Raw genomic sequence first — 23410 nt, 5'->3', positions numbered from 1 at the left:
GCGCCGAGGCGGCACCGGCGACTGCCTCGGCGCCCTGGGCACTGGGTGTTCAGAGACGGAAAGAGCGGCGAACGTTACAGACGAACGTCCGCCGCTCCGGTCCGGCTACGACTTTCAACAGTTCCCGGCGGGTTGCGCGGGCTCGGCGGGGGCGGCCGGGGAGCTCGTGGCGGCGGGAGCGGCCACGTGGGCGCGGCGCAGCGCGTCGGCCTCGTCGCGGACGGCGTCGAGCCGGACCTCGAGCATGGCGACCCGCTCGCGGTAGCGCTCCAGCTCGGCCCGGACGAACTCGGCGTCGGCGACCTTGCGCGCGGCCTCCTCGCGGATCGCGGCGGTCTCCTCGGAGAACGTGGCGGTCGCGGCGTCGAGCGCGGCGACGGCCATGTCGGCCGCCTCCTCGGCGAGCGTGGCGCGCTCCTCGGCGGCGAGGATGCGCTGCGCGGAGGCGCGCGTGACCGTCTCGATGCGCGCCTCGGCCGCCGCGGAGTCGGTGATGATCGCCAACTCCTCGATGTACGAAGGGAGATCGGCGGCGAGCTGCTTGACGAGCGCGACCACGGTGTCGCGGGAGTGGGCGCCGTCGCCGCGGCCGTCCGTCGCGGGGGAAGCGGCGGCCTCCTCCCGCTGGCCCGTCCCACCCTGCACGGCCTCCGCCGGTGCCGGTGCCGGGGCCTCGTGAGCGGCTCCCTTCGGCTCCTCCTTGGCCTCGGCCGCCGCGCGCCTGTCCTCCTTGCGCTGCTTCCGCTTGGCGCGGAACTTCCTGAACGCTCCGAGCGCGTTGTGGTCGGGGTGGTCGCAGTAGTGGGAGGCCGGTCCCTCCGCGCCGGGTGCCTTCGGCTCGGGCGCGTGGGTGCAGCCCGGGTAGGCGCAGGTGGGAGCGGTCTCGACCATCTCAACAGTCATGGTTCTCAGCCCTTCGCAGCGATGTCGGCGGTGTTGGTCATACCTGTCAGTGCCGCTGAACGGCCGGACGTTACAGACGGGTTCGGCGGGAACGCGACGCCAGCGCAGCCAGTCGGAACCGGTCTGGAGAAGAACGAAGGCCCAGGTCGTTGACCTGGGCCTTCGTTCGTCAGCGAACAATTCGTCCACGTCGGCGGCGGCCGGCTGCTGCACTGAGAGGCCGACGAGCAAGGAGACAGAACGAAATGAAGGAACGAGTCCGCGCCGTCCTCGTCACCGCTGACGACACGATGCTGGTCATCCGCCGCACCAAGCCCGATGTCCCCGAGTACTGGGTGCTCCCCGGCGGCGGCGTCGAGCCCGGCGACGAGTCCCGGGAGGCCGCCCTCCACCGGGAGATCCACGAGGAGATCGCGGGGAAGGCCGACATCGTGCGCCTCCTCCACACCGTGGAGTCCGACGACGAGCGCCAGCTCTTCTACCTCGCCCGCATCGCGACCTGGTCCTTCGAGGACCGCACCGGCCCCGAGTTCAGCGCCGAGGGCCGCGGCGAGTACGCACTGGAGCAGGTCCCGCTGACCGTGGAAGGGCTCGACCGCATCGACCTCAGGCCCGAGGAGATCGCCCAGGTCCTGAGGGGCGCCATCAGCGCCGGAAACCTCGCCCCGTTCCGTCACTGAACGACCTGGACGTGCTGGACGGATGCCCCGGACCTTGGTCGTCCGGGGCGATTCCGCACGTTCGGATGATGCGCCCCTCAGGGGGCGGAGGTGGGGCGCGTCCAGCACTCGAGGTCGGTCAGGGCCTTGGTGAAGGAGCCGAGCATCGGGCGCAGGTGGTCGGGGTCGAGCGGGACGAGGCCGTCGGTGTGGGCACCGCCCGCCACCGTGATGTAGCGGTGCAGGCCGGCGCGGCCGGCGTCGGTGACCATGCGGTGGTAGGCGTCGCCGAAGGCGGTCGGCGGGGTGAGGGCGTCGAGGCCGCCCTGGATGCTGATGAGCGGGCGGCGGATGTTCCCGGTGAGGGAGATCCGTTCCAGGGCCTCGTGGACGGCGCGGGGGCGGGAGGCGAAGTCGTAGTCGGTGTCGCAGCCGGCTCCGGGGCCCGCGGGGCAGGGCGGGCTGCCCGGCTGGGGGGTTCCGGGTCCGTCGTAGTCGGGGTCGAGCTCCTCGCGGATCACGCGCTGGAGGAGGTTCCACTGGTAGTCGTGGTGCCAGCGCCGCGTTCACCCTGTGGGTGCCGGACTGGGCGGTGCGGGCCGAGTACATCTCCGACCTGCTGATGTTCGCGCTCGGCGTGGTCCTGGCGCTGGCCACGGCGGCGGTCGCCGTACGGGAGCGGCAGGCCCGCGGGCGGCTGGAGGACACCCTCGCCCAGGTGGCGCAGCTGTCGGCGGCGCGGGAGCGCAACCGGCTGGCCCGCGAGATCCATGACAGCCTCGGGCACCATCTGACCGCGATCGGGTTCCAGTTGGAGAAGGCCGAGGCGTTCGCCTCCCTCGACCCGGCCGCCTCCGCGCAGGCCGTGTCCCACGCCCGCTGGTCCGCAGGCGGGCTTCTCCGATGGCACGGAGGAAGCTCTGGGTGGTGCCGATCATTTCGGCGGCCCGGCCCATGGTGTAGGCGGGGTAGTCGTCGTCGAGACGGTCGTACGAGTCGTCTGCTGTCATGTGCGCCTCTCTGCGGAACGCGTTGAGGGTCCTGGTGCCGTACGGCACCAGGACCCTCAAGGAACTACTACACCATCTCCCGACCCTGATATCGCGCCGCCTCCTGTGTCCGACGGCCGGCCTGCCTCGATCCCCGAGCCCGCACCGGACCCGCCCGGCGGCACTTCGCCCCGCCGGATGCCCGGCGGGGCGAGGACCAGGCTTGGAGGAGTGCGCCGACGGTGTCGGCTGTGCGCGGGCCGGGCTCTCCCGGCCGTTCGGATACCGGCTCAGGCCCGTCCGTATGCGGGGTCAGGTTCCTGCCGGGAGGCCGGGCCACCGAAGCGCGCTGGAGCGGGTCGGAGGGGTGGAGCGGTACGGGGGGCCGGGAAGGACCGCGGCAGGTGAAACCGAGCTTGGTCGTGGCCCGGACGACTTCCGGCGGTGAAATCGCGGCGGTCCTGGCCGGTGATGACCTGTCCTACCTGTTTGACCGGGTAGGCGCGGCGACCGATGATCACGGACTCGCTGGTGATCTCCTCGGGCTTGACGCCCTTCATGGAGTCCAGGACACCGCTCTTGGTGAGGTCGAAGGGGAAGCGGGCGATGACACAGCGCACGATCCCTCACAAGGAGAGGAAGGGGTTGGCTTCCCGCGCAGGGATCAGGCGAGGACGAGGGCGGGCCCGGGGGTACCCGGGCTGCCGTCCCGTTCGTCCCTCACGCACGGGACGGGGAGCCGGACGTGGCTCCCGGGGTGCCCGGCGGTCGGCGCGCCGTTGCCGGGGAGGTCGCGCAGCCGGAGGTGGTCGGAGTAGGAGGGGCTGTCCCGGACGGCGGCGAGCTGGGCCGTGGTGACCAGTCCGGTGCACAGGCCGTCGTCGTCGCAGACGAGCAGGCGCCCGGCGGGGGCACCGGCCATGACGGCCAGGGCCACCTCGACGGTCATGTGGTCCCCGACCTGGAGTCCTCCCCCGTCCCCGGTGTCGGTCACCGGCCTGGCCGCAGTGATGGCGGGCGCCGAACGGGGCTGTGTGCGGACCGGTGTCACAACGTGCCTCCTGGGGAGATGGGCCGACTTCCGGATCACGTGGAGCTCAGGCCGCCGCGTCGGCGGAACGCCGCGTGTCGGCGCGCCGTGCTGCCGAGGTGGGACGCCGTCGACCGCGGGAGGCCGTGTCGCGCCCGGGCGGTGCGGCGGGCGGTGCGGCGATCGTCACCGGGATGCCCGACGGGATGCGTGCGCCGGTGATCCGGGCGAGTGCCTCCTCGCCCGAGCGGACCCGGGTGGTCTCGGGCACGATCCCGGCGTTCGCCATGAGGCGGGTCATGTCACGGCGCTGGCCGGCGGTGACCAGGGTGACGACGCTGCCGGACTCGCCGGCCCGGGCGGTACGGCCGCCGCGGTGGAGGTAGTCCTTGTGGTCGGCCGGCGGGTCCACGTTGACGACGAGGTCGAGGTGGTCGACGTGGATGCCGCGCGCGGCGACGTTCGTCGCGACCAGGACGGTGACGTGCCCGGTCTTGAACTGGGAGAGGGTTCGGGTGCGTTGTGGCTGCGACTTCCCGCCGTGCAGGGCGGCGGCACGGACACCGCAGTCGAGGAGGTCCTCGGTGAGGCGGTCCACGGCGTGCTTGGTGTCCAGGAACATGATCACCCGGCCGTCGCGCGCCGCGATCTCCGTCGTCAGCCGGTGCTTGTCGGCATCGTGCACGTGCAGGACGTGGTGCTCCATCGTGGTGACCGCGCCCTGGGAGGGGTCCACGGAGTGGACGACGGGATCGCTGAGGTAGCGGCGGACCAGGAGGTCGACGTTGCGGTCCAGGGTCGCGGAGAACAGCATGCACTGGCCCTCGGGGCGGACCTGGTTCAGGAGCGCCGTGACCTGCGGCATGAACCCCATGTCGGCCATCTGATCGGCCTCGTCCAGGACGGTGATCGAGACCTGGTCCAGCCGGCAGTCGCCGCGGTCGATCAGGTCCTTGAGGCGGCCGGGCGTGGCCACGACGACTTCGACGCCCCCGCGCAGCGCGTTCGCCTGCCGACGGATCGGCATTCCGCCGACGACGGTGGTCAGGCGCAGTTTCACGGCGCGGGCGTAGGGAGTGAGGGCGTCGGTGACCTGCTGCGCGAGTTCCCGGGTGGGGACCAGGACGAGCGCCAGCGGCCGGCGGGGCTCGGCGAGCTGTCCGGCGGTGCGGGCGAGCAGGGACAGACCGAAGGCGAGGGTCTTGCCGGAGCCGGTCCGGCCACGGCCGAGGACGTCACGGCCGGCCAGGGAGTTCGGCAGTGTCGCGCCCTGGATGGGGAACGGGACGGCCACGCCCTGCACGGTGAGCACGGCCAGCAAACGCCGGTCCAGGGCCAGATCGGCGAACCTCTCGACGGGGGGCAGCGCGGGGGTGACCGTCTTCGGCGGAGCGAACTCGCCCTGCGCCGGGGAGGGCCGCCGGCCGCCTCCGCCGAAACGCCCCGGAGCTCCCGATCGGCTCGGGGCGGACGAACGGGAGGGGCTGCTCAGTCCAGAACCGGCTGAGCCGTACACGCGGCCGCCGTCGCGGCGGGTGCGGGAGGAACGGCCGTTCGTGCGTGTGGGGTTCATTCAGAACCTTCCTTGATGCGGCGCGTATCGAGGAATTCCGGCGGCGGAAGAGCGGCGTCGGGAATCACGGCACGGGCCGAATGAAATGCGGCCGGTAAACGGCTTGGCTCGGGGCGGCGAACTGTCGGCACCACCGGGCGAGCGAAATAAACGCGAAAGGCGCAGGTGTGCGTGAAAAGCATGAGAAAAGCATGCAGCTGGGGCCCGCACCCCGAGGGATGCGGGCCCCAGCTGCAAGTTACGCGTCGGCGTCAGGCCGAAACGATGTTCTCGGCGGTCGGGCCCTTCTGGCCCTGCGCGATGTCGAAGGAGACCTTCTGGCCTTCCTGGAGCTCGCGGAAGCCCTGGCTGGCAATGTTCGAGTAGTGGGCGAACACGTCAGGGCCGCCACCGTCCTGCTCGATGAAGCCGAAACCCTTTTCCGCGTTGAACCACTTGACGGTACCAGTACTCATGTCATGTCTCCTTGGGGCATTACGCCGGAATCCGTACCGTACGGACGCCGTGTCGCCGCGATGATGCCCTGCCCGGAAAATGACCGGAAATGCAAAGCGCTTCCGTGTGGCATGCGGCCGACGAGAGTGCTTGAATCTGGGGTACCAAAACTGCAACTAATTTGACAGTAGCACGTCGCTGCAGTCCGTGCGTGGTGAATTTTTTCCCCGCCGTGTCGCCGGTAAAAATCCTCCGGGCGTGAGTGGTCAGAACCTCGGTCCGCGGATACAGATATTTCGTTCGGTCCGGAGTCAGCGAATAGACGTTTCTTCGCCGGCCATGAGGGTGCCCGTGGTGTGGAGGTTGCCCGGGGTGGACGCGGCCGCCATCAGGCGCGCGGCGGAAGCGGGTTCGGTCTCGGGGGGAATCACGAGCAGATCGCAGCGGGTGAGCCCGTACGAGAGCAGCATCATCGTGTCGAGATCCTGGCCCGTGAACCAGCCGACGGGCACGGCGTATTCGCCGACGGCGACTTCGCGCGGCGCGACAGGCCAGGATGCGGGGTTCGCGGTGACGCGGGTGACGCGTCCCCAGCGGGCCCGCAGCGCGTCCACGAGGGGCGGCAGCTCGGTGGCGAGATCGCGTGAGTACGGCCACCAGGCACCGTCCAGCAGACCGGCCAGGGCGGTGTTCGGCGTGAGTGTCAGGCGTGCCTGATGGGTGGGAGCGGTGGTGCTGGTCATGGGACCGGGACCCGTCCCCGGGGTGCCTGGGGGCGCCCCGGCCTAGTGATCGCCGGGAACGGCGTCCGCATGGGGGCGGGTGTACGAGGTGCTCCCGGTACCTCCAAGCGTACTCCGGGGTGGCCGAAGAGGAGGGAGGCCGCAGCCGGGCGGGAGCCGGAGCAGGACGTCGTGCATGAGGCCGTCAGCCGCGCCACTCGAACAGGACGAGCGTGGCGTCGTCCGAGGTGGTTTCGCCGCGCGCCCGCTTGAGGCTGTGGGACAGCTCCCGGGCCACGGTACGGATCCCGTGGTCGGCCTCCTCCAGCTGGTTCACCCAGTCGATCAGCTGTTCCTCGCCGAACTGCTCCTGCCCGCTCTCGTGTTCTTCGACCAGGCCGTCGGTGAAGCACAGGACGCGGTCGCCCGGCTCCAGTGCCACCGCGCTGACCTGCGGCTGGTCCCCGCCGAAGCCGACGGGGAGGGTCGTGGGGCTCTCCAGCCGGCCTACGACGCGGTGTGCGCGGACCAACATCGGCGCGGGGTGCCCCGCGTTGACCCACTGGAGGCGGCCCGTGTCCGTGTCCAGGCGCATCATCTGGGCGGTCACGAAGTGGTCCGGGTCGAACTGCTCGGCGACCGCGCGGTCCATGAAGAGGTAGATCTCGGACAGCTCGATGCTGATCCGGCGGGCGTGGCGGTACGCGCCGATGGCCACCGTGGCCATGGTGGCCGCATCCAGGCCGTGTCCCATGGCGTCGATCATGGCGAGGTGCATGACGTCGCCGTTGAGGGCGTAGTCGAAGCTGTCGCCGGCGACGTCGTATGCGGGCTCCAGGACTCCGGCGAGCGCGACGTGAGGCATCACCATCGAGAGCGGGGGCAGCAGGGACCACTGGATCTCCGCGGCGACGCTCATCGGTTCGCTGCGTCGGGTCCGGAAGAAGAGGTCTGTGTAGCCGTTCTTGGTCTGCAGCAGGTCGGCCGCCAGGCCCGCGATCCTGCGCATGAGGCGGCGGGCGTCGTCGTCGATCCTGTCCAGGGCGACCGACAGGACCCCCACCTGGTCGCCGCCGTCCAGCAGGGGCAGGTGGACCCGTACGCCGTCGGGCGCCAGGACTTCGACGGTGCGCGACTCCAGGAAGCACCGGCCGGCCTCGGACCGGTCAATGGGCTGGGAACCCCCGGCCCCCGCTCCCATACCGGGCAGGGGGACCAGGATCTGCTGCCCGTAGTCCTGGAGCAGGATCTGCGGCTCGCGGCCGCCCAGCCGGGCCACCGCCTCCGCGACGAGCGGGGCGACCAGATGCGGCGGCAGCTCGTGCGCCCGGTCCAGGAGCAGCCCGAGCAGCCCCTCCCCGAAGCTCTCCGAGCGGTCCGGTTCCCCACGCCCTCCGACGGTCATCCTGTTGCCTCCAGCCGGGCGGCGGGCCGGCGTCCGGTTGCACGGGCGGCGTGGCTTCCAGGATGCTCCCCGCCGACGGGGCACGCCACACGGCTTCGGAGCGGCACGGCAGCGCGGCCATGACCCGGGAGTTCACCCGCCAGACCGACACGTTCGCCCGTGTCCAGGGCGCCGCTTCCTCCTGGGCCTCCAGGCGCCTGATCCCCTCATGGGTGAGCGTGACCATCGCCGGGGTGTTGCCGGGTTCCCAGTCGACGGTGACCAGTCCTTCACCGGCCAGGTAGGTGCAGGCGGCGGCCAGGTCCTGGTCCGCCACGTGGAGGTCGCGCCGCAGCCGCGCCCCGGTGATGCCGAGGAGGCGGTTGCCCTCGACCGCTTCGTACAGGACATGGAGCACCTGTTCGCGGTACGTCTTGCGTTCGCGCAGTGTGGCCATGGCCGCGCCCTTTCGTGTGCGGGGGCGGGCTCGGGGGCCGTCGGGGCTCTCAGGTCTCGCCGGAGTGGGCGCCGGTGCCGCCGGTACCGCCGGTACTCCGGCCGGCGGTCGGCCGGGAGCGGGCGGGGCCGGCGGGTGTGGCCGGGTCCACGGTGAGGTGGAGGCGGGTGTCGTCCGGCAGACCGGGAGGTCTCGGCAGGGGGTCGCTGAAGTGGTAGGCCGCGATCCGCGCGTCGTGCTGGGCGTTCAGCAGGTGGATCCAGCGCATTCCGACGGCGATCGCGACGATGATCACCGCGATGAGGGCGACGGTCTCCACGGAGCTCACCTCCAGCCACCGGGCAGCGGCAGGGTGCTTCGGTCCATCGGGTTCCGGAAGGGGGACATGCAGGCCCCGCCTTCGCCGTCCCAGGTGGACTCCTGGCGCCGGGTGTCGCGGATGCCGCGCCCGATGACGGCCTCGTCGGCCATGAGGACGCCTGCCGTCAGGGTGCTGCCCGGGATCGCGGCGGCGGCCATCAGGCGGGCGGCGGCTGCGGGCCCGGTCTCGGGCGGGATGACGAGGAGGTCCCAGCGGCCGACGGTGTAGGAGAGCAGGATCAGCTTGTCGGGGTGCTGCTCGGTGAACCAGCCGACGTGCAGCGTGTGCCCGTCCACGGCGACCGTGTGCGGTATCACGGGCCAGCGCGTGGGGTTCACCGTGACGCGGGTGACGCGCCCCCAGGGCTCCGCCAGGGCGGCGACGAGCGCCGGGAGCTCGGCCGCGAGGTCGCGGGAGCGGGGCCACCAGGCCCCGTCCAGCTGGCCGGCGAGGGTGGTCTTCGGGGTGAGGGACAAGCGTGCCGGAAGCTCTGCGGCGAGGTCGCGGGGCGCGGTCCGGTCGAGGGTGGTGGTCATGGTGCGGACCTGCCCCCGGGCTGCCCGTCGGCAGCCCGGCATTTAGGCGATCACCGGAAATGACACCTGCGTGGACGCTGGTGCGCGAAGTACCTCCGGTGCTTCCACTGTACGCCTGCTCGATGGGTAATGGCCGGTTTGACCAGGTATTTTCCGGTGGGGGCGCTGTGGAGAGCGGCGGTGCGGGCGACGGGAGTACCGTGGAGCGACGGCAAGCTCGCGTGCCTCGCGGGTCGGCTCGGTGCTGACGTCCACGCGGCGTGGCCGCACCCCGTAGACGGGCGGATCCACATGACTGACTCCGACATTCCGCACAGGCCGCCACTACTCCTGCCGGATGCGATCCACCAGGCGGTCGAACCCGGCACGGCGCTGCTGCGGCTGGAGACGAAGCGGTCCCGGGAGGGGCGCCTCGACGGCGCGTGGTGGCCCCGCACCCGCGACATCGAGACCGAGCTGCCCGCGCTGATCAGCGTCCTGACCGGGCATCTCGGGCCGATCACCTGTGTGGGCGTGGACGCATCCGCCTGGAACGGCCTCCCCACCCGCCTGGTCATCGACGACCAGGTCGTGCACATCGACTCCGACCCCGTCGGCGACGACACCGTCCTGATCACCCGCGGCGCCAACGACCACTTCGCCCTGCTGGTCGTTCCCCCGGACACCACGGCCGACGCCGCCCGCGAAGCGATGGCCCGCGCCGTCCGCGCCGACAACATCACCGAGGCGGCTCAGATCCTCATCGCCACCACACCTGGACCCGCCGACGGTGCCACCGCCGACCCGACGGCCTGATCCTGAAGCCTCAGCTGCCGAGGTACCGTTCGATGGCCGCGCCGGCCGCCTCGGGGGACTCCTCTGGCGCGTAGTGCCCCGTATTCGGGAGCACCTCCAACTGGGCGTTCGGGTACCACTGCATCCAGGTGGCCCGCATGGCCTCGGGTCCCAGCGCGGGGTCGTTCGCACCGGCGAGGAGGAGGACGGGGGCCGGGTTGCCCTCCACCCGCTCGTGGAAGTCGACCCGCGCCCACGAGTCCAGGTATGTGCGAAAGGCCGTCGCCGAGGAACGTCCCACCGAGCGGCTCACCATCGCGTCCAGCCAGGTGTCGTCGTGCAGCCCGCCGGTGGTGTTGTCGATGATCGCCCTGCGGTTTCCGGGATTCGTCGCCGCCCCGGCGAACAGCTCCCACATCTCGCCCTCGAGCGGGAATCCGGACGCGGGCACCGCCGAGATGCCGATGACCGAGCGGATGCGCTCCGGGGCCTCCAACAGCATCAGCTGGGCCGCCTTGCCGCCCATGGAGTGGCCGATGACCGAGAAGGAGTCCCAGCCCAGATGGTCGGCCACGGCCAAGGAGTCCTCGGCGACCTCGTCCATCGTGAACGCGCCGTCGGCGTCCATCGCCTCGCCGTACCCGCGGCAGTCCAGGAACGCGTAGCTGAACGCGTCCCCGTTCAAGTACTCGCGCATCGGGCCGAAGCTCGACCGGTCGCCGAACCAGTTGTGCAGCAGGAGGGCTCGTTCGGAGCCGGTGCCGAGTACGTCGTGCGGAACGACCTGTCCTGTCACAACATCCCCTGTTCATCGGTGGTCGCGTACGACCGGGGCGTTTCCTGTCGGCTGCCGCTCTCGTCAAAGCGACTCGTCATGCAGGTCCTCTTCGCGCAGCAGGTCGTCCTCGCGGCGGCGCCCGGTCTCCTTCTGGTCCTGCTTCTGTCCCGGTTTGCGAGACTGCTTCCCCGGCTGAGGGTGCGCTGGGTCTCCGGGGCGCTGGTGACTCTGTGCCTCGCGTCCCTTGCCCGGCTCCTGACGCTTGTCCGACGTACCGCCCATGACTGCGACTCCTTTTGACGCGTGGGTACGGATTCCTCTCGGATCACGCTCACACGCAGAGTGACGGTCTGCATCATGTCGATTGCGAAGCGACGCACACGGGTGACGCCCGTCCCCGACGTGGCGCAACCTGGCGCCCCGTCAGGGCAGCCGTGGCGGGCGAATGGCAGGCGGGTGTGACGGGCGGTGCGTTGTTGCGGAGTGCCGCGCTGGTTTCCTCGGGCAGGCGGGGGCAGGCTAGGGGGTGCACCGGCCGGGCTGTGATCGTGCGAAGGGACCTGAGGATGATCCAGGCGGCGGACATTCGCGAGTGGCGCACCCACGATGTGGTCGACTCGGGCGGCCACAGGATCGGCGCGCTGGAGGCCGTCTACGTGGACACCAGCACGGACGAGCCGGCCATGGCCACTGTGCTGGTGGGGCTGCCCACCCGGCACCGGCTGGTCTTCGTTCCGCTGGGTGGCGCGATCGTCGGGCCGGGGTACGTCAAGGTCGACTACGACAAGGCGCTGGTGAAGAAGAGCCCTTCGATCGGCACGGACGACGTCCTGCCCGCCGAGGAAGAGGCGGCCGTCTTCGAGCACTACGGCCTCACCTACCGGCCCGGTGCGGGCGGCGAGCGGCAGCTCGCCCGCCGCTGAGCCCCCACTCGCTCGAGGAGGTGTCCACGCCGTGAAGGTCTTCCTGATCCTGCTCGTCGTGGCGATGGTGCTGGGCATCGTCGGCGCTGTCGTCAAAGGAATGCTCTATTTGCTGTTCATCGGCATCCTGGTCTTCGTGGTGGCCCTGGTCTGCCTGGGCATGCGCGGGCGCCGCTCCGGACGCCGCAACATCCGCTGAGGAGGCCGGCCCTCTCGCGGCGAGGTGGAGCACGTCGGCGATCAGGAGCAGTACGCCGGCGGAGACCGGGTACAGCATGCCTCCGGTCGCGCCGACGATGATCAGCACGATCGACGTCCCCCGCTCTGCGGAGTGATGCAAGCCCCGGTTCCCAGGTTGGACAGGCCCTCTGCCTGTCGCTCCCCGGGCAGGACGGTCCTGACGTGGAGAGCCAGGGGGCCGTGGCCCTGTTCGGGCCGAGGCTTCTCCTGGCTGGTGCCCGAGGTACGCCGCGGCCACACGCTCGCCCGGGACGCACCGCGCGCCGGGAGCCGGCCACCGGCGACCAGGGGCGCGAAGACGCCGTCGACCAGCGAAGGGTGGCCACCGATGAGTATCGGCAAGAAGATCGCGCACAAGGCGGAGGCGTTCAAGGGCGGCGCCAAGAAGACCGTCGGCCGCGTGACCGGCAGCTGGCACCTGCGGGCCGAAGGCCGCGGTGACCAGATCAAGGGCAACGCCAAGCAGGCCGGGCAGCAACATCGGTCCGGAGACCCTGGGCCAGATCCATGACGAAGTGCGACGGCTCACCGTCGCCTACCCGAGGCTGGCCTTGCCGACCTTGCTCGGCGACCTAGTTGAGGTACAGGACCTCACCTTCCGGCTCCTCGAGCACGGCCGGGTCAAGCCCCTGCAGGCCCGCGATCCCTACCTGCTCGCCGGCATCACCTCCGGCATGCTCGCCAAAGCCAGCCACGACCTGGGCAACCCCAGCGCCGCGATGATGCAGGCCCGCACCGCCTTCGTCTGCGCCGACAACGCCGACCACCACGCCATGCGTGCCTGGGTCCGTTCCCTGCAGTCGCTCATCTCCTACTGGGCCGGGCGCCCCTCCGAGACCGCCGACTACGCCACACTCGGCCTCGGTGCGGCAGGCAACGTCCGCGGCACCACCAGCGTCTGGCTGGCCTGTCTCTCCGCCCGCGCCCACGCCCTCCTCGGCGACGGCGAGGCCACCCGTGCCGCCATCCAGCGGACCCCGCACTCGGCGAGAGCCGGTCCGAGGCCGCTGTCGCCGCGTACCGCACCGCCACGGAGGACGAATGGGCCTTCGGCGACGAGGCCGGCGCGCAGACCGACCTCGCCCTCGCCCGCATCGCTCGTGGCGAGATCGAGGGAGCCATCGAAGCCGTCCAGCCGGTACTCGATCTCCCCATCGAGCAGCGGAACTTCGGCATCACCAGCAGCGCCCAGCGGGTCCATGCCGCCCTGCAGGCCGAGGGCCGGCGAAGCCGAGGCGCGGTGGCGGCCGGCCTCCGCGAGGAGATCGAAGCCTTCACGGCCAGCCCGACGTCCGTCCTCGTCCGATGACCCCGCCGGTAGGCTCCGCAGCCATGACCCCAGTCCACCTGGCCGGCCCCCGCCTGGCGCTGCTCGAAGTCGAACCCGAGGACACCGCCGCCCTCCTGGCCATCACCCCGGCCGGTGAACACCGGCTGATCGGCTAGGCACGCCTCGCGACCGAACCCCAGCAGGCGGCCACCATCGGCTTCGCCCTGAACCCGGCCGAGTGGGGCAAGGGCCTCGGCACGGAGAGCGTCCACATGCTGTGTGCGCTCGGCTTCAAGGTCCTGGGCCTGCACCGCATATGGGCCGCACGCTCGCCGCTCAACGAGGCATCCGCGCGCACCCTCCTGCGGGCGGGCATGACCGAGGACGGGCGGATCCGCGACCACGTCTTCGTTCACGGAGCCTGGCGGGACTCGATCACCTACTCGATCCTGGAGCACGAGTGGGCACCGACCGGCACCTTTGACCTGAGCACTGACGAAGGAGCCCCGGCGGACGCGCCCCTGTCCGCTGCTGACAGCGGGCAGGACAGGTGAGCTGGTGCTGACCGGCCAGGCTTACGGCACCACCTGCGCCGACTACCGACGATGGCAACGAGTGGGTCTACGGGGTGTGCTGGCTGTACTGCGGACAGCAAGTGGCCCGCGTCCTGCGGGTCGGCCGGTCGGTATCGGCGGCGCCGAGGCCCCACGTACGCCTGCGGCCCCTGCATCGCAGAGCTCCAGGAACGTGTCTGAGGGGCGCGCGGGCCTCGATGGGTCTAGACAACAAACAAGCCCCAGGTCGTTGACCTGGGGCTTTGCTATGGAGCGGATGACGGGAATCGAACCCGCGCTATAAGCTTGGGAAGCTCATGTTCTACCATTAAACTACATCCGCGCAGTGGTCCAGTTGCCTGGATCCCTACCGTTGCACACTGTACCCCATGATCGACCCCCGGTGAATTCTCCCGTCGGGGTCGTCGTCGTCCCGGCGGCGCAGGAGGGTTCGTGGGGGCGGGAGTTGGGGCGTACCGTTGGGGTGCGGAGCGGCGGCTGGAGTGGGTCCCGATCATCCCCTAATGTGGCGATTCATCGCGTTACGGCTCGTTGGGGAAAGGGACTCGATGGAGCACACAGTCGTCCGTTGTGCCGAAGGGCATGTTTTCAGCACCGCTTCGTTCCCGTTGCAGCATCTCGGTGCCGGACGGATCGGGCCCGGGCGGCTGCTGCGGTGTCCGCGGTGCGCGCGGCTGAGGCACGCGGTGCCCGTCGGCGGCGTTAAGCGGTAGGGCGGCAGGACACGGGCAGTGCGGGCGCGCGGGGGGCCTTCTCGATTGGGGGTGGCCCGCGCGCTCTGCGTATCCTCGGGACGTGCTTCTCTCTGATAAAGACATCCGGGCCGAGATCGACAGCGGACGGGTTCGCATTGACCCCTTCGACGAGTCGATGGTGCAGCCCTCCAGCATCGACGTACGCCTCGACCGGTTCTTCCGGGTCTTCGAGAACCACCGCTACGCGCACATCGACCCCGCCACCGAGCAGCCCGACCTGACCCGCATGGTCGAGCCCGAGGGCGACGAGGCGTTCATCCTGCATCCGGGTGAGTTCGTGCTCGCCTCGACGTACGAGGTCATCTCGCTCCCCGAGGACATCGCCTCCAGACTGGAGGGGAAGTCCAGCCTGGGGCGCCTGGGTCTGGTGACGCACTCGACCGCCGGATTCATCGACCCCGGGTTCTCGGGGCACGTGACCCTGGAGCTGTCGAACCTGGCCACCCTTCCGATCAAGCTCTGGCCGGGCATGAAGATCGGGCAGCTGTGCATGTTCCGCCTCAGCTCGCCCGCGGAGTTCCCGTACGGCAGCGAGCGGTACGGATCCCGGTACCAGGGGCAGCGCGGGCCGACCGCCTCGCGTTCCTTCCAGAACTTCCACCGTACCCAGGTGAGGCACGAAGCATGAGCGACGCAGTACGCGAGAACCTGTCCTACGAGGGCTTCGGGCGCGCCGTCCGCGAGCTGGCGCAGACCATCGCCGACGACGGCTACGAGCCGGACATCATCCTGAGCATCGCCCGCGGCGGCGTCTTCGTCGCCGGCGGCCTGGCGTACGCGCTCGACTGCAAGAACATCCACCTCGTGAACGTGGAGTTCTACACCGGCGTCGGCACCACGCTGGAGATGCCGGTCATGCTCGCGCCCGTCCCCGAGGCGATCGACTTCACGGACAAGAAGGTCCTGATCGCCGACGACGTGGCCGACACGGGCAAGACGCTCAAGCTCGTCCACGACTTCTGCCTCGGCCACGTCGCCGAGGTGCGGTCCGCCGTCATCTACGAGAAGTCCCACTCCCTCGTCCAGTGCGAGTACGTCTGGAAGCGCACCGACGACTGGATCGAGTTCCCCTGGTCGGTCCAGCCGCCCGTGGTGAAGCGCGAGGGCCAGGTCCTCGACGCCTGAGCCGCGAGACGGACACGGGCACGGTACGGGCACGGATACGGGAAGGGCCCGTCGCGCGGTCGCGCGGCGGGCCCTTTCGTGTGCGTCGGCTGTCAGAGCGTGCCGAGCTTGATCATCGAGAGCAGTGCGACCAGCTGGATCGCGGACGCGCCCAGCGCCTTCTGCCACGGCAGGTCGTGCGACTTGCTCACCATCGAGGTGAAGAGCGCGCCGGCCGCCAGCCAGGTCACCCAGCCCAGCACCTGCACGAACATGTTGTCGCCGCCCAGGAACACCGCCACCAGCAGGCGCGGCGCGTCCGTGATCGACATGACCAGCATCGACAGGCCCACGGTCGGCTGCCACGCGCCGTCGCCGCCCAGCTGCCGGGCCAGGGTGTGGGTGACCGCGCCGAGGATCATGCCGCACAGGACGAAGGCCACGCCCGCGCTGAGGATGATCGGGATCACCTGGCCGAGGGTCGCCTTGATGGCGTCCTCGCGGGCCTTGTCGAAGCCGAAGACCGCGAGCATGCCGTAGACGAAGGTCACCACCAGCGCCGGGCCCCAGACGGGGTAGTCCCGCATCTGGAGGAAGGTCGGCCCCGGGCGCAGCACGATGCCGCGCAGCAGGTCCTTCCAGTGCAGCCGCGGCCCGACGGGGGCCGCGGGGGCCGCGCCCGCCTGGTACGTCGCGCCCTGGCCGTACGGGTCCTCGCCGACCGAGAAGGCCTGGGTGTACCCCGGGTCGTTCGCGTACGAGGCCCCCTGCCGGCCCGCGTACGGGTCCTGCGGCGGCTGCTGGTGCGCGTGCGGGTGCGGGCGCGGCTGGGAGTACGGGTCGAAGTACTCCGGCTCGCCGTGGTCGCCCGCGCCGCCCTGGGCCGGCCAGTGCTGCTGCGGCGGTGGGCCTGCGGGCGGGTAGGGCTGATGACCGTACGGTGCCTGCGGCGCTTGCTGCTGCTGCTGACCGTACGGCTGCTGCCGCGGGGTGTGCGGGGGTTGCTGCGGAGGGTGGTTGTCGTCCCTGCCGCGTCCGATCCTGAATCCAGCCACGTGATCGAAAGTACCTGCTCCGCCGGGCGGCCGTGGCCGGGCCGCCGGAACGGGCGGCCTTTGCGGCTGACCTGTGACATCCCCTAGGGGGAGCCGGGGGAGGGTGTTTTGCGCGGTTGCGGGGGCTTCCGTGGCGGTTCGTCACGCAGCCGACGGAATGCGTACGTATCCGGTCCGGGGCCTCGGGAACCGGCCGCGGGCGGTGGCATGGCCGCGACGGGCGCGGCGGGCCCCGGCTTCGCGATGCTCCGCCGGAACCGCACCGACGGCTGACACGCCGAACGGCCGGCCCCCTCGTCGAGCTCGAGGGAGGGGGACCGGCCGTTCCGTGCGTGCGTGCTGTTCGGCTGGGGCTACTTCGCCGCCTCGGGCTTCGCCTCGCCCCTGCCGGCCTCCGCCGCGTCGTCCTCGTCCGCAGCCTTGACCTCGGCCTTCGGCTCGGAGCCCGCCTTCGGCGCCGCCTCGGTCCCGGCCTCGGCCGGAGCCTCGTTCTTCGCTGCGGCCGCAGAGGCCTCGTCGGCGTCCGCCGGCTTGGCATCGACCTCGGCCGGGGCCTCAGCCGCGGCCTTGGGCTCGGCCGGAGCCTCGTCCTTGGCCTCGACCGTCGGCTTCGCCGCAGGGGCCTCGTCGGCCTGGGCCGGGGCCTCGGCCGTGGCCTTGGACTCGTCCTCGGCGGGAGCCTCGTCCTTCGCCTCGGTCGCCGGCTTCGCCGCAGGGGCCTCCTCGGCAGCTGCGGGCTTCGCGGCGGGCTTGGCGTCGGCCTCGGCCGGGGCCTCGGCCGTGGCCTTGGGCGCGTCCTCGGTCTCAGCCTCGGCCGGAGCCGCTGCCGGGGCCTCCGCCGGGGCCTTGGGCTCATCCTTGGCCGGAGCCTCGTCCTTGGCCTCCGCCGTCGGCTTCGCCGCGGGCGCCTCGTCGGCGGCTTCGGCCTTCGCGGCCGGCTGGCCGTCGGGCTTCGGCGTCGCCTCGGCCTCGGCCGGAGCCTCCTCCTTGGACGGGGCCTTGTCCTCGGCGGTCGCCTCCGCCGCAGGCGTCTCGGCCTCGGCCTCGGCTGCCGCCTTGGCCTCCGCCTCGGCCTCGGCTGCCGCCTTGGCCTCCGCCTCGGCTTCGGCGGCCGCCTTGGCCTCCGCCTCCGCCTTGGCCTTCGCCTCCGCGGCGGCAGCGGCTTCGGCAGCCGCCTTTGCCTCGGCCTCCGCGGCGGCAGCGGCAGCGGCTTCGGCCTCGGCCTGCGCCGCCAGTGCCGCCAGTTCCTCCTCCGTCGGCTCCGGGGCCTTCACCGACTCCAGCAGCAGCTGCGCCACGTCCACGACCTGGACGGATTCCTTCGCCTGGCCGTCGTTCTTCTTGCCGTTCACCGAGTCGGTCAGCATGACCAGGCAGAACGGGCAGGCCGTCGAGACGATGTCCGGGTTCAGCGAGAGGGCCTCGTCGACGCGCTCGTTGTTGATGCGCTTGCCGATCCGCTCCTCCATCCACATCCGCGCACCACCGGCGCCACAGCAGAAGCCGCGCTCCTTGTGGCGGTGCATCTCCTGCTGGCGCAGGCCCGGCACGGCGGACATGATCTCGCGCGGCGGCGTGTAGACCTTGTTGTGCCGGCCCAGGTAGCAGGGGTCGTGGTACGTGATCAGGCCGTCGACCGGCGTCACCGGCGTCAGCCGGCCCTCGTCGATCAGGTGCTGGAGCAGCTGCGTGTGGTGGATGACCTCGTACTCGCCGCCCAGCTGCGGGTACTCGTTCGCGATGGTGTTGAAGCAGTGCGGGCAGGTGGAGACGATCCGCTTCGCCGACTTCGGCTTCTTCGTCGACGGGTCCTCGTCGTCCTCGCCGAACGCCATGTTCAGCATGGCCACGTTCTCCTGGCCCAGCTGCTGGAACAGCGGCTCGTTGCCCAGGCGGCGCGGCGAGTCACCGGTGCACTTCTCGTCGCCGCCCATGATCGCGAACTTGACGCCCGCGATGTTCAGCAGCTCGGCGAAGGCCTTCGTGGTCTTCTTCGCCCGGTCCTCCAGGGCGCCGGCGCAGCCGACCCAGTACAGGTAGTCGAACTCCGAGAGGTCCTCCGCGTCCTTCCCGATGATCGGGACCTCGAAGTCGACCTCCTTCGTCCACTCCACGCGCTGCTTCTTGGCCAGGCCCCAGGGGTTGCCCTTCTTCTCCAGGTTCTTGAGCATCGTGCCCGCCTCCGACGGGAACGCGCTCTCGATCATCACCTGGTAGCGGCGCATGTCGACGATGTGGTCGATGTGCTCGATGTCGACCGGGCACTGCTCCACGCACGCACCGCAGGTGGTGCAGGACCACAGCACGTCCGGGTCGATGACGCCGTTCTCCTCGGCCGTGCCGATCAGCGGGCGCTCCGCCTCGGCCAGGGCCGCCGCCGGGACTCCGGCCAGCTGCTCGGCGGTCGCCTTCTCCTCGCCCTCCATCGTCTTGCCGCCGCCCGCGAGCAGGTACGGGGCCTTGGCGTGCGCGTGGTCGCGCAGCGACATGATCAGGAGCTTGGGGGAGAGGGGCTTGCCGGTGTTCCAGGCGGGGCACTGCGACTGGCAGCGGCCGCACTCGGTGCAGGTGGAGAAGTCGAGGATGCCCTTCCAGGAGAACTGCTCGACCTGGGAGACGCCGAAGACGTCGTCCTCGCCCGGCTCCTCGAAGTCGATCTCCTTGCCGCCGCTCGTCATCGGCTGGAGGGCGCCGAGCGCGGTCGAACCGTCGGCGTTGCGCTTGAACCAGATGTTCGGGAAGCCGAGGAAGCGGTGCCAGGCCACACCCATGTTGGTGTTGAGCGAGACCGTGATCATCCAGATGAAGGAGACGCTGATCTTCACCATCGCGGTGAAGTAGATGGCGTTCTGGATGCCGCTGATCGAGAGCCCCTTGAAGGCCAGCACCAGCGGGTACGAGGCGAAGTACGCGGGCTCGTACGACTCGACGCCGTGGATCGCGCCCTCGAGGCCGCGCAGCGCGAGGATCGCGAGGCCGATGGTGAGGATGACGTACTCGACGAAGTACGCCTGCCAGGCCTTCGAGCCGGCGAAGCGCGACTTGCGACCGGCCCGCGAGGGCAGGTTGAGCAGGCGGATCACCATCAGGACGACGATGCCGACGACGGTCATCACGCCGATGAACTCGGTGTAGAGCTCGAAGGGCAGGAAGTCGCCGACGATCGGCAGCAGCCAGTCGGCCTGGAAGAGCTGGCCGAAGGCCTGCACCAGGGTGGGCGGCAGCGTCAGGAAGCCGATCGCGACGAACCAGTGCGCGAAGCCGACGATCCCCCACCGGTTCATCCGGCTGTGGCCGAGGAACTCCCGGACCAGGGTGAGCGTTCGGTCCTTCGGGCGGTCCGTGCGGCTGCCCGCCGGTACGGGTTGGCCGAGCTTCACGAACCGGTAGATCTGCGCCACGGCTCGGGCGATCAGCGCGACGCCGACCACGGTCAGGACCAGCGACACGATGATCGCGGCGAGTTGCATGGGAGGGCTCCTCGGGCGGGACTTACTAAGCGGTAACTTATTGAGTCAAGGCTTGAGGTTACCCAGTTCCCGCGCCGCACTGTAGGTGAGCGTGCGGTGATCTGTGTCGCTCAGGCGTGCCTCTGTCGGTAGGCCGCCCGAGGGGTCTGCGCGAGGATCGCGAGATCCATCCCCAGCCAATGGCTCTCCACATAGTGCCGGTCCAGCAGGGCCATCTCCTCCCAGGGGAGGCCGGAACGCGTGCTGACCTGCCACAATCCGGTCATTCCGGGACGTACGAGCAGCCGTTCCGGGTGGTCGGTACAGGCCTGGGGCCGCGGCCCGACCAGCGACATCTCGCCGCGCGCCACGTTGAGCAGCTGCGGCAGCCCCTCCAGTGCGCACCGGCGGACCAGCGCGCCCGCGCGCCCCGCGTCCTCCGTGCGCAGGCGCCAGGCCAGGAAGGGGCGGCCGCCGAGGCCGAGCGCGGGCTCGCGTACGAGGACCCGTGCGCGGGTCGCCGCGTACAGCAGGGCGGCGGCCGCCAGCACCGGGACGGCCGCCGCGGCGAGCAGGACCGCCGCGCCGACGAGGTCGAACACCCGCTTGGCCGGCGGCCGGGCCGGCCAGTGCGCCGGGAGAGGGATCCGGAGCGGCCGCGGCCGGGGCCCCGGCCGGGCGGTGAGGGTGGTCGGGAGGCGCATGCCAGCACGCTGCCGGACGCCCGCCCGGCCCACGGCGCGCCGCGCGGCCCCGGGTTCCGCCGGGAACCCGTTCGGGTGCGGCCGGGCTGCCCGGGCGGCGCCCTGAGCGTAAGCGCAGCCTAAAGGTTGAGCCCCCTCGACTCACCTCTGTTGACGCCAGCGCGGCGTTACGGCATTCTTGAGCCTGTTCCACTCAAGTCAGCTGGAGGAATCGAAATGGCACGTGCGGTCGGCATCGACCTGGGCACCACTAACTCCGTCGTCAGCGTTCTCGAAGGCGGAGAGCCCACCGTCATCACCAACGCCGAGGGTGCCAGGACCACGCCGTCCGTCGTCGCCTTCGCCAAGAACGGCGAGGTCCTCGTCGGCGAGGTGGCCAAGCGCCAGGCGGTCACGAACGTTGACCGGACCATCCGCTCCGTCAAGCGCCACATGGGCACTGACTGGAAGATCAACCTGGATGGCAAGGACTTCAACCCGCAGCAGATGAGCGCCTTCATCCTGCAGAAGCTGAAGCGCGACGCCGAGGCGTACCTCGGGGAGAAGGTCACGGACGCGGTCATCACCGTTCCTGCCTACTTCAACGACTCCGAGCGCCAGGCGACGAAGGAGGCCGGCGAGATCGCCGGTCTGAACGTCCTGCGCATCGTCAACGAGCCGACCGCCGCCGCCCTGGCGTACGGCCTCGACAAGGACGACCAGACCATTCTCGTCTTCGACCTCGGTGGCGGCACCTTCGACGTGTCGCTCCTGGAGATCGGCGACGGTGTCGTCGAGGTCAAGGCCACCAACGGTGACAACCACCTCGGTGGCGACGACTGGGACCAGCGCGTCGTCGACTACCTGGTGAAGCAGTTCCAGAACGGCCACGGCGTCGACCTGTCCAAGGACAAGATGGCGCTCCAGCGCCTGCGCGAGGCGGCCGAGAAGGCGAAGATCGAGCTGTCCTCCTCCACGGAGACCACGATCAACCTGCCGTACATCACGGCCTCCGCCGAGGGCCCGCTGCACCTGGACGAGAAGCTCACGCGCTCGCAGTTCCAGCAGCTCACCGCGGACCTGCTCGACCGCTGCAAGACCCCGTTCCACAACGTCATCAAGGACGCCGGCATCGCTCTGTCCGAGATCGACCACGTGGTCCTGGTCGGCGGCTCCACCCGGATGCCGGCCGTCGCCGAGCTCGTCAAGGAGCTCACCGGCGGTCAGGACGCCAACAAGGGCGTCAACCCGGACGAGGTCGTCGCCATCGGCGCCACCCTCCAGGCCGGTGTCCTCAAGGGTGAGGTCAAGGACGTCCTGCTCCTCGACGTGACCCCGCTGTCCCTCGGCATCGAGACCAAGGGCGGCATCATGACCAAGCTCATCGAGCGCAACACGACCATCCCGACCAAGCGGTCGGAGATCTTCACGACGGCCGAGGACAACCAGCCGTCCGTGCAGATCCAGGTCTACCAGGGCGAGCGCGAGATCGCGGCGTACAACAAGAAGCTCGGCATGTTCGAGCTGACGGGCCTGCCGCCGGCCCCGCGCGGCGTCCCGCAGATCGAGGTCTCCTTCGACATCGACGCCAACGGCATCATGCACGTCACGGCCAAGGACCTCGGCACGGGCAAGGAGCAGAAGATGACCGTCACCGGCGGCTCCTCGCTCGGCAAGGACGAGGTCGACCGCATGCGCCAGGAGGCGGAGCAGTACGCGGAGGAGGACCTCCGCCGCAAGGAGGCCGCCGAGTCCCGCAACCAGGGCGAGCAGCTCGTCTACCAGACGGAGAAGTTCCTCGCGGACAACGCGGAGAAGGTCCCGGCCGAGGTCAAGACCGAGGTCGAGACGGCCGTCACCGAGCTGAAGGACAAGCTCAAGGGCGAGGACACCGCCGAGATCCGCACCGCGACGGAGAAGCTCGCCGCGGTCAGCCAGAAGCTCGGCCAGGCCATCTACGCCGACGCGCAGGCCGCCCAGGCCGCCGGCGGTGCGGGTGACGCGGGCCAGGCCAAGGCCGAGGACGACGTCGTCGACGCCGAGATCGTCGACGACGAGAAGCCGAAGGGCGGCGCTGCCTGATGTCGGAGGAGACCCCGGGTTTCGACGAGGAGCCCGAAGTCCCCACCGGCGCCGGCGCTGACGACGCGGAGCCGAAGGCCGCCGACTCCTCCAAGAAGGAGGACGAGGCGGCCCCGGCCGGGGACACGGCTCAGGATGTGGCCCTGCTTGCGCAGCTGGACCAGGCCCGTAGCGCGCTCGGCGAGCGCACCGCGGACCTCCAGCGGCTCCAGGCCGAGTACCAGAACTACCGTCGCCGCGTGGAGCGGGACCGGGTCGCCGTCAAGGAGATCGCGGTCGCGAGCCTGCTGACGGAGCTCCTCCCGACGCTGGACGACATCGGCCGGGCCCGCGAGCACGGCGAGCTGGTCGGCGGCTTCAAGTCGGTGGCCGAGTCGCTGGAGACCGCCGCGGCCAAGATGGGGCTGCAGCAGTTCGGCAAGGAGGGCGAGCCCTTCGACCCGACGATCCACGAGGCCCTGATGCACTCGTACGCGCCGGACGTCACCGAGACGACCTGCGTGGCGATCCTGCAGCCGGGGTACCGCATCGGCGAGCGTACGATCCGCCCCGCGCGGGTCGCGGTGGCCGAGCCCCAGCCGGGCGCGGCCCCCGCGGCCAAGTCCGAGTCCGGTGACGGCGACACGCCGTCCGACAAGGACACGGATGCCCCCGACAAGGGCTGACGCACACC

Annotated in this window: 25 protein-coding genes, 1 tRNA gene and 6 pseudogenes; 11 read left to right on the top strand and 21 right to left on the bottom strand. The window is 70.7% G+C overall.

Features of this window, described 5'->3' with window-relative positions; all coding sequences use genetic code 11:
* Window positions 1–114 precede the first annotated feature (114 nt).
* On the bottom strand, window positions 115–903 hold the full coding sequence (locus tag D1J60_RS16740; protein WP_125821639.1) for a hypothetical protein: 789 nt from the start codon (window positions 901–903) through the stop codon (window positions 115–117).
* 245 nt (window positions 904–1148) lie between these two features.
* On the opposite strand from D1J60_RS16740, the gene D1J60_RS16735 reads away from it, so the two are divergent.
* A complete protein-coding gene (locus D1J60_RS16735; protein ID WP_125821638.1) occupies window positions 1149–1583 on the top strand; it encodes an NUDIX domain-containing protein in 435 nt (144 codons plus the stop codon).
* A gap of 77 nt (window positions 1584–1660) precedes the next feature.
* Here D1J60_RS16735 and D1J60_RS16730 read toward each other — a convergent pair whose 3' ends face one another.
* Window positions 1661–2083 carry a hypothetical protein gene (locus D1J60_RS16730; RefSeq protein ID WP_125821637.1) on the bottom strand — a complete coding sequence of 141 codons (423 nt, stop codon included), beginning with the start codon at window positions 2081–2083 and terminating at the stop codon, window positions 1661–1663.
* A 101-nt stretch (window positions 2084–2184) separates the two neighbouring features.
* Here D1J60_RS16730 and D1J60_RS38075 point away from each other — a divergent pair.
* A pseudogene (locus tag D1J60_RS38075) lies at window positions 2185–2382 on the top strand (histidine kinase); the annotation flags it as partial.
* Window positions 2383–2443: 61 nt separating this feature from the next.
* On the opposite strand, the pseudogene D1J60_RS38070 reads toward D1J60_RS38075, so the two are convergent.
* From D1J60_RS38070 to D1J60_RS16675, 11 genes and pseudogenes are all read right to left on the bottom strand, one after another.
* A pseudogene (locus D1J60_RS38070) lies at window positions 2444–2572 on the bottom strand (MerR family transcriptional regulator); the annotation flags it as partial.
* Between the two features lie 364 nt (window positions 2573–2936).
* A pseudogene (locus D1J60_RS16720) lies at window positions 2937–3171 on the bottom strand (SCO5918 family protein); the annotation flags it as partial.
* Window positions 3172–3215: 44 nt separating this feature from the next.
* Window positions 3216–3500 (bottom strand): CBS domain-containing protein, encoded by a 285-nt coding sequence (locus D1J60_RS16715; protein ID WP_125824062.1) that lies wholly within the window; start codon window positions 3498–3500, stop codon window positions 3216–3218.
* Window positions 3501–3648: 148 nt separating this feature from the next.
* Window positions 3649–5154: a DEAD/DEAH box helicase gene (locus tag D1J60_RS16710; protein WP_125821635.1), complete on the bottom strand. Its 1506-nt coding sequence runs from the start codon at window positions 5152–5154 to the stop codon at window positions 3649–3651.
* Window positions 5151–5336, bottom strand: a complete 186-nt coding sequence (locus tag D1J60_RS16705) for a hypothetical protein (RefSeq protein ID WP_125821634.1) — start codon at window positions 5334–5336, stop codon at window positions 5151–5153. The genes D1J60_RS16710 and D1J60_RS16705 overlap by 4 nt, the downstream gene beginning before the upstream one ends.
* Window positions 5337–5405: 69 nt before the next feature.
* Window positions 5406–5609, bottom strand: a complete 204-nt coding sequence (locus D1J60_RS16700) for a cold-shock protein (RefSeq protein WP_125821633.1) — start codon at window positions 5607–5609, stop codon at window positions 5406–5408.
* A gap of 291 nt (window positions 5610–5900) precedes the next feature.
* Window positions 5901–6332 (bottom strand): DUF5994 family protein, encoded by a 432-nt coding sequence (locus D1J60_RS16695; protein WP_125821632.1) that lies wholly within the window; start codon window positions 6330–6332, stop codon window positions 5901–5903.
* Window positions 6333–6516: 184 nt separating this feature from the next.
* Window positions 6517–7716 (bottom strand): PP2C family protein-serine/threonine phosphatase, encoded by a 1200-nt coding sequence (locus D1J60_RS16690; RefSeq protein ID WP_125821631.1) that lies wholly within the window; start codon window positions 7714–7716, stop codon window positions 6517–6519.
* Between the two features lie 175 nt (window positions 7717–7891).
* Window positions 7892–8152, bottom strand: a pseudogene (locus D1J60_RS38065) (hypothetical protein); the annotation flags it as partial.
* Between the two features lie 49 nt (window positions 8153–8201).
* Window positions 8202–8471 (bottom strand): hypothetical protein, encoded by a 270-nt coding sequence (locus tag D1J60_RS16680; RefSeq protein ID WP_125821630.1) that lies wholly within the window; start codon window positions 8469–8471, stop codon window positions 8202–8204.
* A gap of 5 nt (window positions 8472–8476) precedes the next feature.
* Window positions 8477–9049 carry a DUF5994 family protein gene (locus D1J60_RS16675; protein ID WP_125821629.1) on the bottom strand — a complete coding sequence of 191 codons (573 nt, stop codon included), beginning with the start codon at window positions 9047–9049 and terminating at the stop codon, window positions 8477–8479.
* Between the two features lie 291 nt (window positions 9050–9340).
* Between D1J60_RS16675 and D1J60_RS16670 the strand changes: the two genes are divergently transcribed.
* Window positions 9341–9844 (top strand): DUF5994 family protein, encoded by a 504-nt coding sequence (locus D1J60_RS16670; RefSeq protein ID WP_125821628.1) that lies wholly within the window; start codon window positions 9341–9343, stop codon window positions 9842–9844.
* A 10-nt stretch (window positions 9845–9854) separates the two neighbouring features.
* On the opposite strand, the gene D1J60_RS16665 is transcribed toward D1J60_RS16670, so the two are convergent.
* Together D1J60_RS16665 and D1J60_RS16660 are read right to left on the bottom strand one after the other, a co-directional pair.
* The gene (locus D1J60_RS16665) at window positions 9855–10619 is read right to left on the bottom strand and encodes an alpha/beta hydrolase (RefSeq protein WP_125821627.1); all 765 of its coding nucleotides are present in this window, start codon (window positions 10617–10619) and stop codon (window positions 9855–9857) included.
* A 63-nt stretch (window positions 10620–10682) separates the two neighbouring features.
* Window positions 10683–10883 carry a hypothetical protein gene (locus D1J60_RS16660; RefSeq protein ID WP_125821626.1) on the bottom strand — a complete coding sequence of 67 codons (201 nt, stop codon included), beginning with the start codon at window positions 10881–10883 and terminating at the stop codon, window positions 10683–10685.
* 284 nt (window positions 10884–11167) lie between these two features.
* Between D1J60_RS16660 and D1J60_RS16655 the strand changes: the two genes are divergently transcribed.
* From D1J60_RS16655 to D1J60_RS16650, 3 genes are all read left to right on the top strand, one after another.
* Entirely contained in the window at window positions 11168–11524 is a 357-nt protein-coding gene (locus D1J60_RS16655) for a PRC-barrel domain-containing protein (protein WP_125821625.1), read from the top strand.
* Window positions 11525–11555: 31 nt separating this feature from the next.
* On the top strand, window positions 11556–11723 hold the full coding sequence (locus D1J60_RS37290; protein WP_164720783.1) for a hypothetical protein: 168 nt from the start codon (window positions 11556–11558) through the stop codon (window positions 11721–11723).
* Between the two features lie 369 nt (window positions 11724–12092).
* Complete coding sequence (locus D1J60_RS16650) at window positions 12093–12275, top strand: CsbD family protein (RefSeq protein WP_125821624.1); 183 nt, start codon at window positions 12093–12095, stop codon at window positions 12273–12275.
* 61 nt (window positions 12276–12336) lie between these two features.
* Here the strand turns inward: D1J60_RS16650 and D1J60_RS16645 are convergent, their stop codons facing one another.
* Together D1J60_RS16645 and D1J60_RS16640 are read right to left on the bottom strand one after the other, a co-directional pair.
* Window positions 12337–12534: a hypothetical protein gene (locus tag D1J60_RS16645; protein ID WP_125821623.1), complete on the bottom strand. Its 198-nt coding sequence runs from the start codon at window positions 12532–12534 to the stop codon at window positions 12337–12339.
* Between the two features lie 74 nt (window positions 12535–12608).
* Window positions 12609–12965: a hypothetical protein gene (locus D1J60_RS16640; protein WP_125821622.1), complete on the bottom strand. Its 357-nt coding sequence runs from the start codon at window positions 12963–12965 to the stop codon at window positions 12609–12611.
* A gap of 278 nt (window positions 12966–13243) precedes the next feature.
* Here D1J60_RS16640 and D1J60_RS16635 point away from each other — a divergent pair.
* Window positions 13244–13588 (top strand): annotated as a pseudogene (locus tag D1J60_RS16635) (GNAT family protein); the annotation flags it as partial.
* 269 nt (window positions 13589–13857) lie between these two features.
* Here the strand turns inward: D1J60_RS16635 and D1J60_RS16630 are convergent.
* Window positions 13858–13931: transfer RNA gene (locus D1J60_RS16630), tRNA-Gly, on the bottom strand.
* A gap of 473 nt (window positions 13932–14404) precedes the next feature.
* Here D1J60_RS16630 and dcd point away from each other — a divergent pair.
* Both dcd and D1J60_RS16615 read left to right on the top strand, forming a co-directional pair.
* The gene (gene dcd, locus D1J60_RS16620) at window positions 14405–14992 is read left to right on the top strand and encodes a dCTP deaminase (RefSeq protein WP_125603638.1); all 588 of its coding nucleotides are present in this window, start codon (window positions 14405–14407) and stop codon (window positions 14990–14992) included.
* A complete protein-coding gene (locus D1J60_RS16615) occupies window positions 14989–15489 on the top strand; it encodes a phosphoribosyltransferase (protein WP_125603639.1) in 501 nt (166 codons plus the stop codon). Before dcd ends, D1J60_RS16615 begins: the two co-directional genes overlap by 4 nt.
* Window positions 15490–15581: 92 nt before the next feature.
* On the opposite strand, the gene D1J60_RS16610 is transcribed toward D1J60_RS16615, so the two are convergent.
* The 3 genes and pseudogenes from D1J60_RS16610 to D1J60_RS16600 form a co-directional block, all read right to left on the bottom strand.
* On the bottom strand, window positions 15582–16523 hold the full coding sequence (locus tag D1J60_RS16610) for a Yip1 family protein (RefSeq protein ID WP_125821621.1): 942 nt from the start codon (window positions 16521–16523) through the stop codon (window positions 15582–15584).
* A gap of 1253 nt (window positions 16524–17776) precedes the next feature.
* Window positions 17777–19993: pseudogene (locus D1J60_RS16605) on the bottom strand ((Fe-S)-binding protein); the annotation flags it as partial.
* A gap of 110 nt (window positions 19994–20103) precedes the next feature.
* Complete coding sequence (locus D1J60_RS16600; protein ID WP_125821619.1) at window positions 20104–20676, bottom strand: sugar transferase; 573 nt, start codon at window positions 20674–20676, stop codon at window positions 20104–20106.
* A 216-nt stretch (window positions 20677–20892) separates the two neighbouring features.
* On the opposite strand from D1J60_RS16600, the gene dnaK reads away from it, so the two are divergent.
* Window positions 20893–22737 (top strand): molecular chaperone DnaK, encoded by a 1845-nt coding sequence (gene dnaK, locus D1J60_RS16595; RefSeq protein ID WP_125821618.1) that lies wholly within the window; start codon window positions 20893–20895, stop codon window positions 22735–22737.
* On the top strand, window positions 22737–23402 hold the full coding sequence (gene grpE / locus D1J60_RS16590) for a nucleotide exchange factor GrpE (RefSeq protein ID WP_125595495.1): 666 nt from the start codon (window positions 22737–22739) through the stop codon (window positions 23400–23402). The genes dnaK and grpE overlap by 1 nt, the downstream gene beginning before the upstream one ends.
* The last annotated feature ends 8 nt before the right edge of the window (window positions 23403–23410 follow it).

The sequence above is a fragment of the Streptomyces sp. W1SF4 genome, from assembly GCF_003950035.1.
Lineage (GTDB): Bacteria > Actinomycetota > Actinomycetes > Streptomycetales > Streptomycetaceae > Streptomyces > Streptomyces racemochromogenes.
This window is presented reverse-complemented; position numbering and strand designations above follow the sequence as displayed.

Coding starts and splice junctions, on each gene's coding strand:
- D1J60_RS16615 (WP_125603639.1), top strand. CDS start 14,989: ATGAGCGACGCAGTACGCGAGAACCTGTCCTACGAGGGCTTCGGGCGC.
- D1J60_RS16705 (WP_125821634.1), bottom strand. CDS start 5,336: ATGCTTTTCACGCACACCTGCGCCTTTCGCGTTTATTTCGCTCGCCCG.
- D1J60_RS16715 (WP_125824062.1), bottom strand. CDS start 3,500: ATGACCGTCGAGGTGGCCCTGGCCGTCATGGCCGGTGCCCCCGCCGGG.
- D1J60_RS16640 (WP_125821622.1), bottom strand. CDS start 12,965: ATGGACCCGCTGGGCGCTGCTGGTGATGCCGAAGTTCCGCTGCTCGAT.
- D1J60_RS16655 (WP_125821625.1), top strand. CDS start 11,168: ATGATCCAGGCGGCGGACATTCGCGAGTGGCGCACCCACGATGTGGTC.
- D1J60_RS16700 (WP_125821633.1), bottom strand. CDS start 5,609: ATGAGTACTGGTACCGTCAAGTGGTTCAACGCGGAAAAGGGTTTCGGC.
- D1J60_RS16660 (WP_125821626.1), bottom strand. CDS start 10,883: ATGGGCGGTACGTCGGACAAGCGTCAGGAGCCGGGCAAGGGACGCGAG.
- grpE (WP_125595495.1), top strand. CDS start 22,737: ATGTCGGAGGAGACCCCGGGTTTCGACGAGGAGCCCGAAGTCCCCACC.
- D1J60_RS16650 (WP_125821624.1), top strand. CDS start 12,093: ATGAGTATCGGCAAGAAGATCGCGCACAAGGCGGAGGCGTTCAAGGGC.
- D1J60_RS16675 (WP_125821629.1), bottom strand. CDS start 9,049: ATGACCACCACCCTCGACCGGACCGCGCCCCGCGACCTCGCCGCAGAG.
- D1J60_RS16695 (WP_125821632.1), bottom strand. CDS start 6,332: ATGACCAGCACCACCGCTCCCACCCATCAGGCACGCCTGACACTCACG.
- D1J60_RS16735 (WP_125821638.1), top strand. CDS start 1,149: ATGAAGGAACGAGTCCGCGCCGTCCTCGTCACCGCTGACGACACGATG.
- D1J60_RS16600 (WP_125821619.1), bottom strand. CDS start 20,676: ATGCGCCTCCCGACCACCCTCACCGCCCGGCCGGGGCCCCGGCCGCGG.
- dnaK (WP_125821618.1), top strand. CDS start 20,893: ATGGCACGTGCGGTCGGCATCGACCTGGGCACCACTAACTCCGTCGTC.
- D1J60_RS16740 (WP_125821639.1), bottom strand. CDS start 903: ATGACTGTTGAGATGGTCGAGACCGCTCCCACCTGCGCCTACCCGGGC.
- D1J60_RS16710 (WP_125821635.1), bottom strand. CDS start 5,154: ATGAACCCCACACGCACGAACGGCCGTTCCTCCCGCACCCGCCGCGAC.
- D1J60_RS16690 (WP_125821631.1), bottom strand. CDS start 7,716: ATGACCGTCGGAGGGCGTGGGGAACCGGACCGCTCGGAGAGCTTCGGG.
- D1J60_RS16670 (WP_125821628.1), top strand. CDS start 9,341: ATGACTGACTCCGACATTCCGCACAGGCCGCCACTACTCCTGCCGGAT.